Origin of the sequence: Prosthecobacter sp. (assembly GCF_044226605.1) — a bacterium.
Taxonomy (GTDB): Bacteria; Verrucomicrobiota; Verrucomicrobiia; order Verrucomicrobiales; family Verrucomicrobiaceae; genus Prosthecobacter.
The window spans coordinates 308,902-329,034 of record NZ_JBGAGS010000005.1 but is presented as its reverse complement, the minus strand read 5'-3'; the positions used below and the strand labels follow the sequence as shown (position 1 = coordinate 329,034).

The 20,133-nt window shown below is 58.7% G+C and carries 14 protein-coding genes; 10 read left to right on the top strand and 4 right to left on the bottom strand.

What is annotated here, in order from left to right:
• Positions 1–23 precede the first annotated feature (23 nt).
• A complete protein-coding gene (locus ACILSO_RS08770; protein WP_395737009.1) occupies positions 24–899 on the bottom strand; it encodes a hypothetical protein in 876 nt (291 codons plus the stop codon).
• Between the two features lie 390 nt (positions 900–1,289).
• Here ACILSO_RS08770 and ACILSO_RS08765 point away from each other — a divergent pair, with 390 nt between their 5' ends.
• From ACILSO_RS08765 to ACILSO_RS08745, 5 genes are all read left to right on the top strand, one after another.
• The gene (locus tag ACILSO_RS08765; protein ID WP_395737008.1) at positions 1,290–1,991 is read left to right on the top strand and encodes a class I SAM-dependent methyltransferase; all 702 of its coding nucleotides are present in this window, start codon (positions 1,290–1,292) and stop codon (positions 1,989–1,991) included.
• 537 nt (positions 1,992–2,528) lie between these two features.
• Positions 2,529–2,792 carry a hypothetical protein gene (locus ACILSO_RS08760; protein WP_395737007.1) on the top strand — a complete coding sequence of 88 codons (264 nt, stop codon included), beginning with the start codon at positions 2,529–2,531 and terminating at the stop codon, positions 2,790–2,792.
• Positions 2,793–3,461: 669 nt separating this feature from the next.
• Entirely contained in the window at positions 3,462–3,698 is a 237-nt protein-coding gene (locus tag ACILSO_RS08755; RefSeq protein WP_395737006.1) for a hypothetical protein, read from the top strand.
• Between the two features lie 770 nt (positions 3,699–4,468).
• The gene (locus tag ACILSO_RS08750; protein WP_395737005.1) at positions 4,469–5,812 is read left to right on the top strand and encodes an RHS repeat domain-containing protein; all 1,344 of its coding nucleotides are present in this window, start codon (positions 4,469–4,471) and stop codon (positions 5,810–5,812) included.
• A 5-nt stretch (positions 5,813–5,817) separates the two neighbouring features.
• The gene (locus ACILSO_RS08745) at positions 5,818–6,258 is read left to right on the top strand and encodes a DUF4375 domain-containing protein (RefSeq protein ID WP_395737004.1); all 441 of its coding nucleotides are present in this window, start codon (positions 5,818–5,820) and stop codon (positions 6,256–6,258) included.
• 251 nt (positions 6,259–6,509) lie between these two features.
• On the opposite strand, the gene ACILSO_RS08740 is transcribed toward ACILSO_RS08745, so the two are convergent.
• Both ACILSO_RS08740 and ACILSO_RS08735 read right to left on the bottom strand, forming a co-directional pair.
• A protein-coding gene (locus tag ACILSO_RS08740) for an IS3 family transposase (RefSeq protein ID WP_395737003.1) occupies positions 6,510–7,726 on the bottom strand; the annotation gives its coding sequence in 2 pieces (ribosomal slippage) (positions 6,510–7,468 and positions 7,468–7,726; 1,218 coding nt in all).
• 396 nt (positions 7,727–8,122) lie between these two features.
• Positions 8,123–9,172, bottom strand: coding sequence for a TIGR02597 family protein (locus ACILSO_RS08735; RefSeq protein ID WP_395737002.1), 1,050 nt, complete (start codon positions 9,170–9,172; stop codon positions 8,123–8,125).
• Between the two features lie 265 nt (positions 9,173–9,437).
• Here ACILSO_RS08735 and ACILSO_RS08730 point away from each other — a divergent pair, with 265 nt between their 5' ends.
• From ACILSO_RS08730 to ACILSO_RS08720, 3 genes are all read left to right on the top strand, one after another.
• Positions 9,438–11,804, top strand: a complete 2,367-nt coding sequence (locus tag ACILSO_RS08730) for an FtsX-like permease family protein (RefSeq protein ID WP_395737001.1) — start codon at positions 9,438–9,440, stop codon at positions 11,802–11,804.
• Positions 11,805–12,130: 326 nt separating this feature from the next.
• Entirely contained in the window at positions 12,131–14,497 is a 2,367-nt protein-coding gene (locus ACILSO_RS08725; protein ID WP_395737000.1) for an ABC transporter permease, read from the top strand.
• 162 nt (positions 14,498–14,659) lie between these two features.
• Positions 14,660–16,507 (top strand): hypothetical protein, encoded by a 1,848-nt coding sequence (locus ACILSO_RS08720; protein WP_395736999.1) that lies wholly within the window; start codon positions 14,660–14,662, stop codon positions 16,505–16,507.
• A 789-nt stretch (positions 16,508–17,296) separates the two neighbouring features.
• Here ACILSO_RS08720 and ACILSO_RS08715 read toward each other — a convergent pair.
• Positions 17,297–18,709: a sulfatase gene (locus tag ACILSO_RS08715; RefSeq protein ID WP_395736998.1), complete on the bottom strand. Its 1,413-nt coding sequence runs from the start codon at positions 18,707–18,709 to the stop codon at positions 17,297–17,299.
• On the opposite strand from ACILSO_RS08715, the gene ACILSO_RS08710 reads away from it, so the two are divergent.
• Both ACILSO_RS08710 and ACILSO_RS08705 read left to right on the top strand, forming a co-directional pair.
• A complete protein-coding gene (locus ACILSO_RS08710; protein WP_395736997.1) occupies positions 18,708–18,854 on the top strand; it encodes a hypothetical protein in 147 nt (48 codons plus the stop codon). The genes ACILSO_RS08715 and ACILSO_RS08710 overlap by 2 nt on opposite strands.
• A 223-nt stretch (positions 18,855–19,077) precedes the next feature.
• Positions 19,078–20,124 carry a DUF3500 domain-containing protein gene (locus ACILSO_RS08705; protein ID WP_395736996.1) on the top strand — a complete coding sequence of 349 codons (1,047 nt, stop codon included), beginning with the start codon at positions 19,078–19,080 and terminating at the stop codon, positions 20,122–20,124.
• The last annotated feature ends 9 nt before the right edge of the window (positions 20,125–20,133 follow it).

The following is a 20,133-nucleotide window of genomic DNA, read 5'->3' as shown; positions in this document are numbered from 1 at the left end:
GGGGATACGAGGCTGAGACGGGTTCAGCCGTTCATCTTGTCTGTGATGATGTGGCAGAGGGTGGAGGCCTTTTGATGGAGGGTCTTCACTTCTTCCTGGGTGAGGGCTTTGCCTTCGGGGACATCAAGGAGGGGGAGCATTTCTTCGAGGCCTTTGCGGAGCTGCTGCAGCGAAGGGTTTTTCATGATGCTGGGGTGCAGGCTGTCGAGGCTCATCATGTAGTACTCGGCGATGTCCCGGCGGGTGAGCTGGCGGGTTTTTTCTTCGGCGTAGTTGTCGCTGATGCTTTTGGTGGCGATCTCGAGGGCGCGGAGCCAGCCGCCGAGGCTGATGAGGTGGGCGATGTCCACGTCGCGGAGCTGGACCATTTCGGCTTCGACGTCGGCCTGGGTTTTGGCGAGTTCGACGCGGAGGTCCTGCCAGTTGCCCTTGAGGCTATACTCGAAGAGGCTGCCGGTGTGCTTGTTCATGCGGCTGCCGGCGCCGAGGGCTTTGCCGTATTTGATCATGGCGCGGCCGACGGATTCCATTTCTTCGACGCGCTCGCACTGGACGATGAGGAAGCCGTCTGCGATGAGGGTGCCGAGGCCCATGGCGACGATGACGCGATCGGCGGGGGTTTTGTCGGTGAAGGGACGCTTGAGGTCGTCAAAGCGGAGCTTGCCGACATTGTTGAGCATGTCGAAGAGCTTGCGGATGGAGGGCGTGGTGAACTGGTTGACGCCGAACTCTTCGCGGACGTGCTCGTCTCCGACCACATCTTCGGGGATGGGGTTTTTGGCGGGGGTGCGTTCCGGCGCGGCTGGAGGAGGCGGCGGGGCCTCCTGGGCCTTAAGCACGGCAATGCTGGCGACTCCGAGGAGTGGCAGCAGAAGGCGGGCGATGAAACGGCGTGTCATGGACGGAGAGGATACGGAGTCGGCCCGAGATTTCCAGCGCGAGTCTGGAAAAGTCTTGGAGGTGCTGGTGAGGTGATACGCGGATGGAGGCCTCAGAAGCCGGGCGAAAGAGTGATGGGTGAGGGCTGGTTGAGGAAACTCTGCGTTTGAGATGTCAGGGCGTGGTGGTCGCGGTGAGGGGCATGGGTGGGCAGTTGCAGAGATGGCTGGTAAAAGATTGGTGGTAAAAGATTTCAGAGGCTGAGGTGGTTCTGGAGTGCCTGGCCTTTTCTGATTTCTTTGGAGCGATGCCGAGTGTCTTGGCATTCGCGGCTGGGGGGCAAATTTTACTCTGCGAGAGATTGGAAAAACGCAGAGATTTTGCGAATTGCGGCGTTGATTGTGTTCATCATGCGACTGCTCTTTACGTGTTTTCTTCTGGCTGTTTTGAATTTGTCCGGGCAGGAGGCGCCGCCGGGGCTGACGGAGTATGAGGGGCGGGTGATCGCGAGGACGATGCACTGGAAGGGGGCGGAGTGGCTGATGAGGCGGGTGCGGGAGGAGGAGGAGGGGCCGACGCTGATGCGGGAGCAACTGCGGGTGAAGCCGGGCATGACGGTGTGTGACATGGGCTGCGGGAATGGCTTTCATACGCTGCCTCTGGCGCAGATGGTGGGTGAGACGGGCAAGGTGTTTGCGGTGGATGTGCAGCCGGAGATGATCGAGATGCTGAAGGCGAACATCGAGCGGAACGGGGTGAAAAATATCGTGCCGATCAACGGGCTGTATCATGATCCGAAACTGCCGCCGAACTCGTGCGACATGATTCTGCTGGTGGACGTGTATCATGAGTTCAGCCATCCGGTGCAAATGCTGGCGGCGATGCGCGCGGCGTTGAAGCCGGATGGGCAGCTGGTGCTGTGTGAGTTTCGCGCAGAGGACGCGAGTGTGCCGATCAAGCCTGAGCACAAGATGAGCAAGGCTCAGATCAACAAGGAGATGAATGCGAACGGGTTTAAGGTGGTGAGGGAGTTTGATGGGCTGCCGTGGCAGCATTTGATGTTTTTCGGGAAAGCGGAAGGGGCGGGTGCGACGCTGGTGCCGGGGAAGTGAGGGAAATGGATGGCCGCAAAGAGACGCAAAGAGGGCGCAAAAAACTGAAACGGAGGTGGGATGGGGAGGTGTGACTGATGAGGTGATTCGTAGCTGGATTTGACGGGACGGAATGGATTGGCCTACGGAATGCACAGAAGACACGGAAGGATTGTTGCTCGGATGGCAAAGGGACGTTCGGTTTTTGCAGCAAAGGGGCAGAGAGGCGGAGGGGGCAGAGACTGAAAGGGTTTTCTGCTGTGTGTGTTTATCTTGGTTATACCAAGAGGGGTTGAAGAATGGGCTGGATGGAACGGCGCTCTTTTTTTTGACTTCAGAACACTGAAATCAATGCGGGTGGATTGTGGGGTGGCGAGTCACTGCAGACTCGGAGATTTGCACCGCAGAGGTTGGAACGCCGCAGAGATTGATTCTGAAAGGATTCTGATGGAATTGATTTGTTCAGCGGATGATTACGGACGCCAAGGAAGGATGTACTAGTCATCTATTTGTCCATTTTTTGCTTCCTAATCCCCAGCTCCTACTATAAGCATTAAAATGGATGAAATTGATTATGTAGCAAAAAGAGATTATTCTGGTTACTCTGTTTTGTTCCTGCCCGAGTTCCTCATCCGCTACTTGGAGGATGAGAAATATGTGGATTTTTTTTATGATCTAGGTGGGGGCGTTAATAATGTAGTCATCGTATCTGCCCGGCCAATATCCCGGAGCGAAAGGCTTCTGCCCGCCGATGTTGCAAGAGCTTTAGAACGAATCAACGAAGACCTTAAATCCGTAGGATATACAGTGATTGTTAATTAGATGGATCAACTCACAGCGAGTGCTATCAAAAAATATGCTTGGCAAGTATGGCCATTTGTTAAACATGGTTATCACGCTTGAAGGTGGTGCTGGGCGGCAGGCGTTCCCATGTTCCCGGTCAATCTGTTACCCAGGTTCCCGGTTCATAGTCGGGTGCGTGATATGAACCGTGGTGTGACGGCGGAGGGGGACGCTGTGATTGAAGAGTTGAGGTAGAAAGATTAGGGGTAGAAAAATTTTCCGGAGATTTGATGGGAGTGAGTGGGGGGACGTTTTTTCCGCAGAGTGCTCGAACTCGAGGCGGCATTTGTCAGAGGAATTGTTGGGCGAGGCAATGGTTGGAGATCCGGAGAAAGGGCAAAAAAATTAGGGGCAAAAAGATTTTTTCCGGAGGGGAGGTGGGTGTTGATGGAGAATATTATTGGGAGACCAGAGGGGGGTAGGCGTGGTGGTTGGGATGTGAATGGTGGGTGAGGGGGGCGGAGGTTTTTGGAGAAAGGGGTTGAGTTTGGGAATGGGGGCCGAAGGGGGGATGGGGTGAATACCAGCAACTACCATTCGTGGTTTAGGTTTGGGGAATGTCCGTCTTTTCAGACCCATGAGGGTGAGGGTGGGGCGGTGGGGCTGCCGATGGAGACGGAGGTTTTGGCGACGCGGGAGAGGATCGGGATGACGTTGTGGCAGACGGTGGACGAGACGTTTGCGGAGCAGGCGATGGCGGATGAGAGGAAGGTGGCGCCGATGCTGCGCGTGAGGATCCGGGCGCTGGGGCAGCTGGCGAAGCTGTATCTGGGCAAGAAGAAGACGAGCCGGAGGAAGGAGTGCGAGCAGGTGGAGCTGGCGACACCTGAGGAGATTGCGGAGCTGGTGAGGGAGTGGAGGGAGAGGCAGGTGCGGCAGCGGTGACGGTGGTGTGTGGCGGATTTTGGTGTGCCAGAAGAGGTGACCACGGACGACACGGAGTGGCACGGATGCCGGAGGCGGTGGAAACAAAACGCCTCGCTTTTATTTCATTTTCGGTTCATTGGTCAGATGCCTTAAATGAAGGAGGGTGGAAATAGCGCTTTTGCGAAGTGGTTGTTGCTTGTGCTTTTTGAAGCAACAGCATTTTCGCTGGTGATGTTGATGGCCTGTGCTGCTGTCGAGGAAGGCCATTGGCTCTTAGTGGTCGTGTGTTTTTGTCTGTGTTTGCTTCTGAGAAAAGTCTTTTTCAAGATCGAGGATCGAGTTGGTATCAGGTCTTCGAGCAATCCTAGCAGTCGCATTTATGGCAGTGGCCTAACCTTCATGGCCCCGTGGATGAAGGTTAAAAGGACACGGGATTCAGAGCACCCAGACAAGTCCGTGTGAGATGCCAGGCATGGAGGGCAGTCGGTTGAGGCGGGGCTTTTCGTTTCGGCATGTCGGAAAATGGTAAAAAGATTGGGGGTAAAAAAATTTCCCAGACTTCTGAATTTGAATTTTGAGCCCTTATGTTTTGCGATGTCTTTGGTGTTTTGGCGGGATTGATGAAGCGAATTAAATGCCTGGCATAGAGGACAGCCGGTTGAGGACGATTATCGTGGTTGAAGGTGGTGCTGGGCGGCAGGGGTGTGGCGGAGCTTTTTGCAGACGCCCATTCTTCGCACTGCGTGCTGCGAAGGGCAGGCTGGTGGGATCCGGCATGCACGGATAAAATGCCTGGCATCTATTACAGCTATGACGCACGGGGGCGCCGCAGCACCAAACGCGTATCAGTAGCCACCGGCAGCGGCGGTTTTGTGTTGCAGCAGAGCCTGGTGTTCTTGTACGATGGCTGGAACATGATCGCGGAGATCGACACAACCAACGGGCAGCTTCTGAGGAGCTATGAGTGGGGACTGGACCTCAGCGGTAGAATGGCTGGCGCTGGCGGCGTGGGTGGACTGCTGGCCGTGCGATTCCACGGTGCCGCCACCGTGGCCAACCATCTGCTAGCACCGGGAGTGCATGCACCGCTGTATGATGGCAACGGCAATGCGACCGAGTTGGTCAATCTGGCCACAGGGACGGTGAGCGCGCGCTACGAGTATGGGGCGTTTGGGGAGACGATCAGCGTGGATGGCGGGGCGGTGGCGGCGGCGAATCCGTTTCGATTCAGTACGAAGTATTTGGATGTGGAGACGGGACTGTACAACTATGGTCACCGGCTTTATGACGCTCTGAATGCGCGGTGGCTATCCAGAGATCCCATGGAGGAAGAAGGGGGCTGGAATCTGTATGCAATGTGCGATAACGATATGTTGAATCAGTGGGACATACAGGGGTATAAAGGATCCGGCCACCACATCGTTCCATGGAATCTTTTTAACAAAAACGTCTCCCAAGTTGTGCAGGCATTTTTTGATTCCGACGCGGCCCGCATCTTTAACGATGCGTATAAATTCCACGATGGATCAGCAATAAGCGGAATTTCTCACGACAAATATAGCGAAATGGTGGCGGCTGAATTCAAAAAAGCATTTGGCGACCTGGAGATGAAAAAATTGACCATAGAACAAGCGCAAGAATTTCTTGGCAGGTTGAAGTCACTTCCGTCAAACCATGCTATCACCATGTTTAATAGTGGTATTCAGTTTCAAGCTGATGAGGCTGCAAAGCTGGCAGCCAAAGGAATGAAAAGTAAGTTAATAGGCAAGGCATTGAGGCTCTCAAGAGATACGCTGAACCGCATTGCAAAAGCTGGTGGAGTAGTTGTCAAGCGGGCTGCGCGGAGTGCCAAATCCGTGCCAATAGGCAGAGCTGTATGGATTGGTTTTTTTGCCGTTGGAGCATCTAAGCAAGGATACGCGAATCAGCTTATTGACGAAGCCCGCGATATGGCCGTTGAAAGCGTGACTACACATGGAATCGGTCCTTTATTGCGACCGTTTATTGAGCCGCACATTAATCAAACTTTTGATACTTTTAAACAGCGAATCAATGCGACTCCATCGCAGTCGATCGTACCTGTGTGTGATGGGAAAAGCGGAATTATCCCCGAAGCAATCAAATTTAAATAATTCAAATGCACTCCGAGTATGACCTGGTTGATGGGACTTTTTGTTGGTGTGTTGAGAAAAATCTTCACCGCAAAAGATTTTTTGGAGGCAACAACTACTGCCAAATTATTCATGATGTTTGGCATGCTAAAGGCATCATTGGCAATGGTGGATTTCACCGCTTTTTTGACATCGCGTCCAAAGCTAACGTGAAATCGGTCGTGAATGCTTATAAAACGGTAATGTTGGATAGATGTGCCGAAATCATTAGCGTTGCAGGCCGGGCATACAACGCGTCCAAAGCTAAATTAGCAAATCAAAACGTTGATGCAGACGCCGACGCAATTCGCCATCCTATTGACGAAGATCTTTCATCGTTAGAAAGAGAATTTTATGATATGAGTGATGTGATAATTGAAAGTCTTGCGAAGTACATTAAGAGAGTAAATCCGCGAGGCGACCAATAGCGCAAATGGGGTCAGGCGACATGAATACGGAGGAGAAAGCCTCTTTTTCCCGCACCTCGCAAATGAACCCACGAGCCAACCAATAGCGCGGGACGTGCCAGCCTACTTAAGAAAATAAAACCAGCAAAGCTTCTCGGTTTTTGAACCCTCCAATTTTAGATGCCCAACCACCAAATCCTCACAGTTAGCGCTCTCACACCTGCGGCTGCGGATCGGTGACGGTGATCTGCCCCCGGAGCTTGAGCCAGTTTCTATGAGAGTCTGACGGTGGCTAACGGCTTGGTTTGGGTGTTGTCTTTGTTCTTGGTTGTTGCGGGAACTGCGTTGCCTTTCGGTTGACGCAGCGTAGCGGAGTCGGCCGAAAGGCAACGCAGCGCGAACTCCGCCGGGGGCTCATACCCCAGAGCTGAATGCAGCCGCTGTTCATTGTAGCTGCGCCGATATTCTTTGCCCAGCACTTTTGCTTCTGCCAATGTGGCAAAGACCTCGCGGTTGAGCAGTTCATCTCTGAGGCGGCTGTTGAAGCTCTCGCTGTAAGCGTTCTGCCATGGGCTGCCCGGCTCGATGTAGAGCGTCTGGAAGCCCTGCTGCGCTATCCACTCCCTCACGGCTTTGGCGATGAACTCCGGACCGTTGTCGCTGCGGATGAACTGCGGCGCACGGCCGCGCTGGGCGATGGCGGCTTCCAGCACCCGCACCACATCTCTGGCATCCATCCGCCGCTCCACTTCCAACGCCACGCTCTCTCGCGTGAACTCGTCGCAGATCGGCAGCCATTTGAGCCTTTTGCCATCCACGGTCTGGTCAAACACGAAGTCATAACTCCACACTTCGTTGATGCGCGTGGCGCTGCGTCGTTGCGTGCTGTTGCCGCCGTGGCCCAGCCTGCGGCGCTTGTGCTGGCGTTGCGGCACTCGCAGCCCCTCCTGCCTCCAGAGGCGGGCCACGCGCTTACCGTTGACCTTCATGCCCTGCCTGCGCAGGTGTGCTGCGGCCATGCGATAACCACGTCGCGGATGCGCCGTGGCATAGCGGCGCAGCTCCGCCACGAGCTTCGCATCCCTCGCCGGGCGCGTGCATGCGTAACGCTGGGTCGAACGTGGCTGGCCAATGACCTGGCAGGCCCGGCGCTGCGACACCTGGAGCTTGCGCTCCAGGTGCGCGACTGCCTCGCGTTTGCGCGCCGGGCTCACCACTTTCCCTCCACCAGTTCCTTGAGCATCGCGTTGTCCAGCGCCTGGTCGGCCACAAGCTTCTTGAGCCTGCTGTTCTCCTGCTCAAGTTCCTTGAGCCGTTTGACGGTGCTTCGATCAGCGCCTCCATACTGCTCCTTCCACCGGTGGTAGGTCGGCACGCTCACTCCAATCTGCCGCGCCGCCTCCTCGGCGGTCTTGCCTCCGGCGATAAGCCCTGCGGCATCGCGCAGCTTCTTGATGATTTCCTCTGCTGTGTGTCTCTTGCGTTTCATGTCGTCTGATGATGCGCTTCGCGCACCTCAGACTCTCATAACACATGGCTCAGCTTTTGGGGAGCAGGTCAACGGCCTGACAACTTTTTTGACGGAGAAAAGAAAACCTACCTCCAACTAAACATGCCAGCAGCTTGCCCTCCTCCGACTGCTTATCCCTGATCACTCTTCCGAGATGCCGACAACGCACCTGTGATGGCTGGCTTCGGAAACAACTTTGGTAGGCATGCGACTGTCCTGATGATGTCAAACATGACTTGCCTCAAGGTTATCATGAAAGCAAGCCGCCTGCATTCGCGCTTGGCAACGAGGCGTGCTGTGGCAACGTTGACACCGTGTTGATGCGGCTGCAACGAAACAAGCATGACGGGTGGTTTGCCTCCTAAAACAAAACAGTTAATTGAAGCTTGGGGGGTGCTGGGGCGCAACCCAATTGAAACCACTCCCACTCACTCGATTGATAAAGATAGCGGTTCCGGGGGGAATCGATGTGGTGGCCGCATCCATAAACGCCGAAGCTGTTGATCTCCATCCTGTCCCCCCCAGACCCGGGGTGTTTTTGTAATAGTACACATCGTATCCGGTGGTCGCAGGATTCCAGATAAGGATCTGGTCTGCCGTCGTCGAAGAGCCGGGGGCCACGCCGGTGGAGGCGTCCCCCGTATAAAGCCCTGAACTCTGCAAGGTCATTGATGCTGCATAGACATTTCCCAGCAAGGTGTAGCCAGTGAAGGCAGGAATGGAGGTCTGGCCAGTCTTGACCGCGCCAGCAATCGTGAGGGTAACATCTGCGGATTGATTGCGCGCAATGATAAACCCATCATCAGGATAGATCACTGATGCGCTCGCATCCACTAAAGGGGCACCGAAGTTTCGCCAGCCGGTGCCTCCGAAGCCTGACGTCTTGTAGTAGTAAGTGGCATATCCTTGAATGGCCGGATTCCAAACAAGGATTTGGTCCGCAGTAGAGGAATTGCCACTGGCGAGTCCGTTTTGATTGGTGGTACCAAAGACGCTGGCGATGGTCCAGTGGGGACGGATTTTGTAGGAGTCACCGGAGGCGACGCCTGTGGCAAGCGCTTGAGAGAGGGTGAGTGAGTGGCTTGCGGCAGAAGTGGCTGTGATGTCATAGGTAGTTCCCGCGCGAGCGCCAGAGGTGATCTCGACATAGTAGGAGATGGCACCACCAGCACCATTGTAAGCGTTGTCAGCCCATGTGGCATTCGGATCGACCAACGTGGTGGAGCCTGCGGCGGACGTCGTTGTGGACTGAAAGGCGACGAAATTAGTCATGCCGAGGGTTGTGAAGGTGTACTTGGGCTGGCCTGAGCCACCGTTCCCGCTGACAGCGATGGTGACGTAGCCAACGGGATCCGTCGTTTCCTGGGCTTCGGCGATGCTAGCAAGCAGGAACAACGAAATTAGGGTGCGACAGAGGATTTTCATTGTTGTGATAAGTTGAAATTAACAGGCCTAAGTAAAGTGGGTAGTGTAAACTGATTGCGACGAGCGAATTTTAAAGAGAGATGTGCCTGCGCGAAGCGCCTATGCCATGCGGTTCTCGTTCCTAGCAATCGTTCAGGAACGAGTGGAGGATCTTGGTGACGTCGCAAAATGGCTGTTATGGGGGTGATGCTTTACGTTGCATCTGGTGGGAGGGCGGGGAACGTGTGGGTGTGTTTTTTGTGCAGCCGCTGTCTTTTCCATTCGAATGATCTCCACTCTTGAGCGCAAGCTGATCCGTGACCTGGGCGGGATGAAGGGGCAGGTGCTGATGGTGAGCCTGGTGATGGCGTGCGGGATGGCGATGATGATCGTGACGCACAGCATCATCCTGAGCCTGGAGAGGACAAGGGATGCGTACTACCAGCAGTATCGGATGCCGGATGTGTTTGGGAATGTGAGAAGCGCGCCGCTGGCGCTGCGGCACCGGCTGAGCGGGATTCCGGGGGTGGCGACGGTGGAGCTGCGGGTGGTGGAGGAGGCGCTGCTGGACATGGAGGGGGTGCATGAGCCGGTGAAGGCGCATCTGGTGTCTCTGCCGGATGACGGGAGGCAGAATCTGAACCAGGTGTTTCTGCGGCGGGGGAGGCTGCCGCTGCTGAGCGCGCAGCGCGAGGCGGTGGTGAGCGAGGCGTTTGCGACGGCACATGGGCTGCGAATCGGGGACCGGATCCCGGCGATCATGAACGGGCACCGGGACCATGTGGACATCTGCGGGATCGGGCTTTCGCCGGAGTTTGTGTTTGAGGCGGCACGGGGGCAGACGCTGCCGGACAACCGGCATTACGGGGTGTTTTGGATGCGGTACCAGCCGCTGGCGGTGGCGTTTGACCTGGACGGGGCGTTTAATGATGTGTGCATGGATCTGGCGCCGGGGACGGATCCGCAGGGGGTGATCGAGGAGGTGGACCGAATGCTGGCGCTGTTTGGGGCGCCGGGGGCGTATGCGCTGAAGGATCACCCAAGCTCGAAGCGGCTGGAGGATGAGCTCAGAATTGTGGGGGCGCTGGCGCTGGCGTATCCGGTGGTGTTTTTGTGTGTGGCGGCGTTTATGGTGAACTCGGTGGTGTCGCGGCTGGTGCGGCTGCAGCGGGAGCAGATCGCGCAGATGAAGGCGCTGGGGTACACTTCATGGCAGGTGGGGAGGCACTACCTGAACTATGCGCTGGTGATCGTGGGGGTGGGGAGTGTGGTGGGGGTGTTTTCCGGGTGGAGGCTGGGCTCGGTGATGCTGCGGGTGTACACGGAGCTGTTTCATTTTCCGGAGCTGGTGTTTCAGATGGACCGGGTGGCGCTGGTGATGGGCTTGGTGGTGAGTGTGGCGGCGGCGGTGCTGGGGGTGGCGGGGGCGGTATGGCATGCGGTGAAGCTTTCGCCTGCGGAGGCGATGAGGCCGGAGCCGCCGACGGATTTCAAGCCTTCGGTGCTGGAGAGGCTGGGGGTGACGCGGGGGATGGGGCTTGTGCTGCGGATGGCGCTGCGGAACATCGAGCGAAAGCCGTGGCAGGCGGGATTTACAGTGGCGGGGCTGGCGCTGGCGACGGGGCTGCTGGTGCTGCCGGGGGCGCTGGCGGACAGTGTGGATGATCTGCTGACGTATCAGTGGAATGATCATTTCCGGCAGAGTGTGATCGTGAATTTCCGGGACCCGTCTTCGCGGGGGACGAGGCATGATCTGGAGCATCTGCCGGGGGTGGGGCTGGTGGAGCCGGTGCGGGGATTTCTGGCGCGTATGAGCAGCGGGCACCACTCGCGAAGGCTGCTGATTCTGGGATTTGCGCAGGGGAGCAAGCTGATCAATCCGCGGGACGCGGAGGGGCGGCCGATCGTGCTGCCGATGGAGGGGGTGGTGCTGTCCGAGAAGCTGGGGGAGGTGCTGGGAGTGAAAATCGGAGACCGGGTGCAGGTGCAGGCGCTGGAGGGGCGGTGTGAGACGCGGGAGATGCCGGTGCGGGGCTTTATGTCTGACTTTTACGGGATGGCGGCGTACATGGACATTGATGCGGTGAGGCTGCACCTGAGGGAGAGCGAGACGATGACGAGCGCTTTTTTGAGTGTGGATGAGAACTCGTGGGATGACTTTATGAGCGAGGTGAAGAGGCAGCCGAAGATCGAGTTTGCGAGTGCGAAGAAGGATCAGCTGGCGGCGTTTCGTGCGTCGACGGGGAAGAGCATCGGGACGCTGCGGGAGCTGTTTCTATGGCTGGCGGTAATCGTGGCGTTTGGGGTGGTGTACAACAGCGCGCGGATAGCGCTGTCTGAACGCGGGCGGGACCTGGCGACGCTGCGGGTGGTGGGGCTGACGAAGCGTGAGATCGCGGGGGTGCTGCTGGGGGAGCTGACGCTGCTGGTGGTGGTGGCGCTGCCGGTGGGGCTGGTGTTTGGGAGCGGACTGGCGATGTATGTGATCAAGATGGTGAGCAATGAGACGGTGCGGCTGCCGCAGATCATCCACCCGAGCACGTATGCGCACTCGGTGCTGGTGGTGCTGGGGGCGACGGGGGCTTCTTTTGCGATGGTGAGCTTTATGCTGAACAAGCTGGATCTGGTGGGGGTGCTGAAGGCGAGGGAGTGAGGGGGGAAGGATTTATGATTTATGATTTATGATTTGGAGGCAGGGGATGGAGTGGTGGGGGGAGCCGCAAAAAGGCGCAATGAGATGCAAAGAAGGGAGGAGGAGTAAGAGGAAGAGGCGGAGGAAGATTGGAGTGGATGAGGGAGTGTGGTGGGGTGGTGTGATTGGCGAGGGGGGTGTGGAGGGATGAGGGGTGTGGGTGATTGACGAGTGGTGATTGTGGATTTTTGATTTTTGACGCGGGGAGGTTTTGGAAAAAAAGGGAGGCTGGGGGCTGCGTGGTGGGGAATGAGGGGGTATATGTTTTTTTCTCCTGACGACGACGCATGATCACGCCACTTGATTTGAAACTCTTCCGCGACCTGGGGCGCATGAAGGGGCAGATCGTGGCGGTGAGCCTGGTGATGGCGTGCGGGCTGGCGATGATGATCATGACGCGGAGCATTCTCTTAACGCTGGAGGGCACGCGGGATGCGTACTATCAGCGCTACCGGCTGGCGGATGTGTTTGCTTCTCTGAAGCGCGCGCCGCTTTCAGTGGCGGAGAGAATCGGAGAGATCCAGGGGGTGGCGGCGGTGGAGGCGCGGGTGGTGGTGGATGCGACGCTGGATCTGGAGGGGATGACGGAGCCGGCGTCTGCGCATCTGGTGTCTCTTCCGGAAGGGAGGGCGCAGACGCTGAACCGGGTGTTTTTGCGGCAGGGAAGGATGCCGCTGGCGGATGAGCGGCAGCAGGCGGTGGTGAGCGAGTCGTTTGCGCTGGCGAACAAGCTCACGATTGGCGACAGCGTGGTGGCGATCATCAACGGGCACCGGGATACGATCATCGTATGCGGGATCGGGCTTTCGCCGGAGTTTGTGTTTGAGGCGAGGCCGGGGCAGACGCTGCCGGACAACAAGCGGTATGGGGTGTTCTGGATGAACTACCAGGCGATCGCGGTGCCGTACAATTTGGACGGGGCTTTCAATGACATCTGCGTGGATCTTTCGCCAGGAGCGAGGGCGGGGCCGGTGATGACGGAGATGGACCGGCTGCTGCTGGACTATGGGGCGCAGGGGGCGTACACGCGGCGGGAGCACAACAGTGCGCAACGGCTGGATGACGAGCTGCGGGTGATACGTGCGCTCTCCGTGGCTTATCCGGTGGTGTTTCTGAGCGTGGCGGCCTTCATGGTGAATGCGGTGCTGGCGCGTCTGGTGAGGCTGCAGCGGGAGCAGATCGCGCAGCTGAAGGCGCTGGGGTATTCCTCATGGCAGGTGGGGAGGCATTACCTGAACTATGCGTTTATCATCGTGGTGCTGGGGACGTTGACTGGCGGGCTGGTGGGGCGGTGGATGGGGGCGGGGCTGCTGAGCATTTATGATCTGTTTTTTCGCTTTCCGGTGCTGAAGTTTCGCATGGACTACAGCGCGCTGGGGGTGGCGCTGATGGTGAGCACGGGGGCTTCGTTTCTGGGGATTTTCAGCGTGGTGTGGATGGCGGTGAAGCTGCCGCCTGCGGAGGCGATGAGGCCGGAGCCGCCGGCGGATTTCAAGCCTTCGATGCTGGAGCGGCTGGGGTTGACGCGGGGGAGCGGGCCGGCGGCGCGGATGGCGCTGCGGAACATCGAGCGGAGGCCGGTGCAGTCTTTGTTTACGGTGTTTGGCCTGGCGCTGGCGACGGGGCTGATGGTGCTGCCGGGATCGATGGCGGACAGTGTGGACTACATGCTGACGTATCAGTGGAATGATGTGCAGCGGCAGGATGTGGTGGTGTTTTTCTCCGAGCCGGGATCGGGGGATGCGCTGCACAACCTGGAGCAACTGCCTGGGGTGCAGGTGGCGGAGCCGGTGCGGGTGGTGCAGTCGCGCATCCGCTACGGGCACCACTCGCGGAAGATCGCGGTGACGGGGCTGCCGCGGGATGCGGACCTGAACCGGCTGCTGGATGCGCAGCGGCGGCGGATTGTGCTGCCGGAGGAGGGGATCGTGATGTCTGCGCAGCTGGGGAAGATCCTGGATGCGCGGATTGGGGATGTGGTGCAGGTGGAGGCGCTGGAGGGACAGCGTGCGACGCTGGGCGTGCCGATTCGCGGATTCATCGAGGATTTTGCGGGGATCTCGGCGTTCATGGATCTGGAGGCGCTGCACCGGCTGATGCAGGAGGGGGATACGGTGAGCGGGGCGTACCTGGCGGTGGATCAGGCGCGGTGGGGTGAGTTTATGCGGACGGTGAAGGACACGCCGCGGATGGCGGTGACGCTGGTGAAGAAGGATCAGCTGGAGGCTTTCCGCAGTACGACGGGGCAGAGCATTGGGATTTTGAGGAAGCTGTATCTGGTGCTGGCGATCATCGTGGCGTTTGGTGTGGTCTATAACAGCGCGCGGATCGCGCTGTCTGAACGGAGCCGGGATCTGGCGACGCTGCGGGTGATCGGCTTTACGCAGCGGGAGATCGCGGGGGTGCTGCTGGGGGAGCTGATTCTTTTGATCGTGACGGCGCTGCCGGCGGGACTGCTGTTTGGGAGAGGGCTGGCGATTTTGATCATTGAGAAGGTGCGGACGGAGACGGTGCGGCTGCCGCTGCAGATCAGTTTGTTTACTTACACGATGGCGGTGGTGGTGGTGGTGCTGGCTTCGTGTGCGTCGTTTCTGGTGGTGAGCCGGATGCTGAAGAAGCTGGATATGGTGGGAGTGCTGAAGGCGCGGGATTGAGGGGAAATGGGAATTTATGATTTATGATTTATGATTTGGGAGGTGAGGTCGGGAGAGGGGGCTTTTTGAGGGAGGAGGAGTTGGAGGAGGAAGAGTGTTTTGGTTGTGGCAAAGTACTTGGATTGGGAGGGGTTTTGGGTTGTAGTGGGGGGGATGAGTGAGATGGCTGCTTCTACTGAGATGGCTTTTGCGCCTGTGGCACAGCGTGTGCAGGTGTGGGTGGTGCTGCGGAGGTGGCTGGCGGTGCTGAGGATGACGCTGGTGCCGGCGTCGCTGGTGATGGTGCTGCTGGTGCTGGGGACGTTGCGTGGGGCAAGTGTGCCGTCTGCGTGGGTGGGAGTGATTTTGTGGCTGGCGGGTTGTCTTGCGTATGTGTGGTGGAGGAGGCCGGGGGAGTTCAGTGCGCTGGCGCTGTGGGATGAGGCGGCGGGAAGGCGTGAGGCGTTTGCCTCGGCGTGGTGGTTTGAGCAGCATGCGGAGGAGGGGGATGCGGCGCGTGCGCATCTGGAGGCACAGAGGGAAGTTTTGGCGAAGGCGCTGCCGGGTTTGAAAAAGGATCTGCCGCTGCGGCCGGATCGCTGGCTGGCGGTGCCGCTGTGCATTGCGATCTTGGGGAGTTTGATCAACATGGTGACGGCACCGCCCTCGGAGGTGGTGGTGATGGATGAGGAGATGACGCGCAAGGCGGCTGACGAAGCGAAGAAGCTGGCGCAAACGGATTGGGAAAAGAAGAAGCTGGCGGGGCTGAAGGACGAGGAGGAGAAGAAGGTGGAGGATTTGAAGGAGAAGCTGCAGAAGACGGCGTCCGATCTGGCGAAGGCGGAAGGCAAGGATGCGCGTGATGTGCTGGCGGAACTGGAGAAGCGTGCGCGTGAGGCGGAGAAGCTGGCGGAGGAACTGGGCAACGGGAAGGAACCGTGGGCTTCGGACAAATTGGTGGAGGCTCTGAGGCAGCATGCGGACACGTCAGACCTAGGGGATGCGGTGGCGGCGAAAAATCCGCAAGCTGCGGCCAAGGCGGCTGAAGCTCTGGCGAGCCAGCTCAAAGTGCCGCAGATCAGCGCGGAGATGAAGGAGCGCATGAAGGATGCTCTCAGTGATGTGCAGCAGCACTCGGATGAGGAGGATCGCAAACGGGCGGTGGGCCAGAATGTGCTGGCGGCGGGTGATCAGATGCAGCAGGGGCAGCCGGCGGGTGCGGGCGAGGAATTTCAAAAGCTGGCGGACAAGATGCGCGAGATGGGGCTGCGTGAGCAGTCGCGCAAGGAGCTGCAGCAACTGGCGCAGCAGCTGAGGGATTCGGGGAGCAACATCGCGGGGCAGCAGGAGGGCGGCAATGGGACGATGCAGCAGATGAGCCAGGCGGGAGAGTCTGATCAGCAAGGGCAGAACAATGCGCCGCAGACGGGCCAGGTGCAGAACGGGCAGCAGATGCTCAATCCGCCAGGCGCGGGCCAGTCTGGGCAGCAGAATCAGATGCAGCAACCGCAGGGCGGGCAGGGACAGGGCCAGAACCAGCAGCAACCGATGATGAGCATGGGACAGGGGCAGCAAGGGCAGGCAGGCAAACAAGGCCAGCCAGGTGATGGCCAGCCGATGCTGCTGGCACCGATTCCAGGAGGGGGAAAGCTGGATGACAAAGCTCCGACTATGGTCGTTCAGAGCGAGGGGGCGCCGCCTGATGAGAAAGGACCGCTGCTGCTGATGCCGGGCAACGGACTGCCCCCGGGGCAGGGCAAGGCGGATCTGAACAACGCGCCGACGGAGAAGCAGAAGACGGACAATCAAAACGTGGTGCGCGCGCAGCAGGGCAATGAGGGGCAGAGCACGGTGCGCAGCGTGGAGGGCGGAGCGCGCACGGAGCAATCAACGCGCAGTGCGACGCAGACGGCGCTGGATGCGATCCAGGCGGAGGAGGCGGCGCTGGATGAAGCGGCGCTGCCGCCTGCGAGGAGGGAGCAGGTGCGGCGGTATTTCAATGAGCTGAGGAAGAGGTTTGAGGGGAAGTGAGAACCGACGAGGTGAATGATTTTCAGAACGGGTGTGCGATGAGGTGGGAGGTTGCGGTAGGACGAGGATTGAAGGAAACGCGCGCAGCGCGTTCCTGCCATTTTTGCTTCTGAGCAGCTTCATTGGCCGGGCGGAATGGCGGGAGGCTTTGGGGCATTTGATTGTTGTGTGTAAAACACGGGACATCCGGACTCGTCATGGTATATCGTGGTATATGCTGGCGCAGTGCTGGCATGGCTTCGCCATGCGGCCTTGAGAGAGGTGTTGGGTGTTGGGTGGGGGGTAGGGGGGCGCTCGATTCGCGAGCTTATCCCTGGCTACGGGCTGTGATCCCCTTCGGGGATCGCGGGATCTCGCGGGTATGGGGCGAGACGGAGGTTGGTGGGTTTTGTGCGAGACCAGAGAAGCTTCGAGGGCGTTCGTGGTGGGGTGAGAGGGATGGAGTATGCGGGGGCGCTGATCGACAGACAGGAGTGTCTATCGTACTCCAATCAATCCAGCCAGTTCTCGATGCGCAGATTGGGAATGTTGTGCAAGTCGGGTCGAACACGGCAAACATGTTCCAGTGCCTTCTTGATTGGCCTTGTCACGTGACTCGGCACCCAGACGTACCGCGTTGCGAAATAGTGTGTCGTCTCTTTCCCATCCAATTAACTCACGTCAAGCTCCCTTGATGGGGGATTACATTTTTGCCTCCAACATCTTCAGGCGTTGCTGAAGAGCGGTCAGTTTTTTTCAGGATTTCAGTGCTCATGCGCTGAGTTTAAAGCATCGGTAAAATCTGACGGATCAAGGCACATGGCGCTTTGCTTTGGAGCCGCCGCCTTTCCAGATGTTGTATTTGGGGGCGGCGTATTGGGTGAAGAAGGTGTCGAGTTGTTTGGAGAGGGCGGTGGTGATTTCGGTGGTGCCGGGCTGGGAGTATTGGTTGAAGCGTTCCTGGGGGTCGGACTGCATGTCGTAGAGTTCGTGGGGACCGGAGGGGTGGCGGGCGATGTATTTCCAGCGGGCGGTGCGGATGGCGCGGGTGGTTTCCATTTCGTAGAAGATGGTGTTGTCCCAATTCGTGAGGGGCTGGCCGCGGAGGGCGGGGGAGAAGTCGCGGCCGGGGGATTTGGGGGACTGGGGCATTTTGTCGGCGAGGCCGAGGTGAGCGAGGACACTGGGCATGAAGTCGTAGTTGCTGACGAGGGCGTCGCAGGTTTGGGCCGGCGGGATGGTGCCGGGGTGGCGGAAGATGAAGGGGATCTGCATCATTAACTCGTGCGCACCGATGGGGCGGAAGTGGTCGCCCATGCCCCACATGCCGTTCTGGCCGCCCATCCAGCCCTGGTCGCTGGCATAAACTACCAGGGTGTTTTCATCGAGGCCGTTGGCTTTGAGGGCGGCCATGATTTCGCCGACGCCGTCATCGACGCCGCTGACTTCGCTGGCCATGCGGCGGCGTGCGGCATCGGTGTTGTGGAATGCTTTGTTGTCGTGCTGCCATGGGTGCATGGTGTCGCGCGGGAAGGAGTGGAGGGGCTTGTCTGCGTAGTAGGCGGCGTGGCGGTTTTTGGCCTCGTTGAGCATGAGCTTGCCGAGGGAGTAGGGGCCGTTGTAGGCGAGGTAGAGGAAGAAAGGGCGGTCTTTGTTGGCCTGGATGAACTCGATGCCTTTGCGGGTCCAGAGGTCGGTGGTGTAGCCGGGCTCGACGCGGAGCTGACCGTTTTCGATGATTTTTTGATCGTAGAACTCGATGGTGCTGCCGTCGGGTTTGGTGGTCCAGGTGGTGAAGCCTTCGCTGGGTGTCATGTTGGCGCCGAGGTGCCATTTGCCACTGAGGCCGCAGGTGTAGCCGGCATCGCGCAGGACCTCGCCGAGGGAGGTGAATTCCTGGAGGGTGTTGTAGGCCTCGGGGCCCATCATGAACTTGGGATCGAGGAAGGAGTGGAGGCCGTGCTGGGAGGGGATGAGGCCGGTGAGGAAGGTGGCGCGGGTGGGTGAGCAGACGGGATTGCTGCTGAGGGCGTGGGTGAAGCGGATGCCTTCGGCGGCGAGTTGATCGATGTGCGGGGTGCGGATGTCGGGATTGCCGTAGCAGCCGAGGGTCCAGGCGCCTTGGTTGTCGGTGAGGATGAAGACGAGATTGACGGGCTTGGCGGCGGCGAGGGCGGATGAGCCGAGGGTGAGAAGCGCGATGAGGATGCGGAGGGCCTTCATGGCAGGTAAACGGGAGTGGGGCGGGCAACTTGCTGGGGGCGGCGGAGAGATGCTGGATGCTGGGATGCGGAATGCGATGGCGATGGCGATGGCGATGGCGATGGCGATGGCGATGGCGATGGCGATTTTTTTGGCAAAGGAATGAATGGCAAAGGAATGGCCGGAGATTTGAAACGTAGTTACTTGGGGGATGGGGGGGAGAAGAGCCGGAGGATGGGCAAAAAGATTTTGGGCAGAAAAATTTTTCCGGAGGGGGAAGGGGCTGAGTTGGGTGGGGGCGATGGCGTGGTGGTTTGAGGGAGGGGTGTGGTGGGTGATTGGTGGTGGTGTGGAAAGAAGTGAGGGGCGAGGTTTGTTATGGAAGGTCTATGAACGCGAACCTTCCAACCGGTGCCTCGAGTGATGCTGTTTGTCCTGAATGTGCGGAGGGTGGGAGCGAGAGGCAGAGCTGGGGAAGGCGTGATTTCATGCGGGTGATGGCGGGTGGCGCGGCGGGCATGATGGGCGGTGGGGCTCTGCGTGCGGCTCCGGCTGAAGCGCCGCGGACGGTGAAGCCTGCGGAGGATATGATCCGTGAGCTGTTTGCGACGCTGTCGGCTGATCAGAAAACGGCGATGGTGCGGCCGTGGGATCATATGACGGACGGGATGCCGACGCGGCTGAAGACGCACAATGCGGCGCCGCTGGGCAAGAAGCTGGGCGAGCAGTTCTCGAAGCCACAGCAGGAACTGATCGAGAAGACATTCAGGGCGATCCTTTCGGGCGATGAGGCGTATGACCGGATCAGCCGGCACGGGAAGTGGGACAGCAGCGGCTCCTTTGAAGGGAACGGCATTGCCATCTTTGGAGATCCCTCGGGCAAGGATCCGTTTTCGTGGGTGTTTGCGGGACATCACCTGACGCTGCGCTGCGATGGGAATTCGCAGCCGAACACGGCGTTTGGCGGGCCAATGTATTACGGCCACTCGGCGAACGGACACAGTGATGTGAATGTGTACAACGATCAGACGCGTGAGGTGATGAGTGTGTTTGAAGTGCTCAATGAGGCGCAGCAGAAGCAGGCGGTGATCGTGGGTTCACCGGGGGATGGTGTGGGTGCGCTGAAGGCGAAGCTGGTGGAAAAGCCGGCGACGGGCGTGGGCTACGGTGACCTGGATGAATCCCAGCGCACTCATGTGGCAGGTGTGATGCGCAAGCTGCTGGACCCCTTCCGCAAGGAAGATGGAGATGAGGTGATGCAGCTGATCAAGACCAACGGTGGGATGGAGAAACTGCGGCTGGCCTTTTACAAGGACAATGCGGAGAAGGGGAATGACCGCTGGGATGCGTGGCGCATCGAGGGGCCGGGCTTTGTGTGGAACTACCGTGTACTGCCGCACGTGCACTGCTTTGTGAACGTGGTGGGTCAGGCGTAAGAGGCTGAC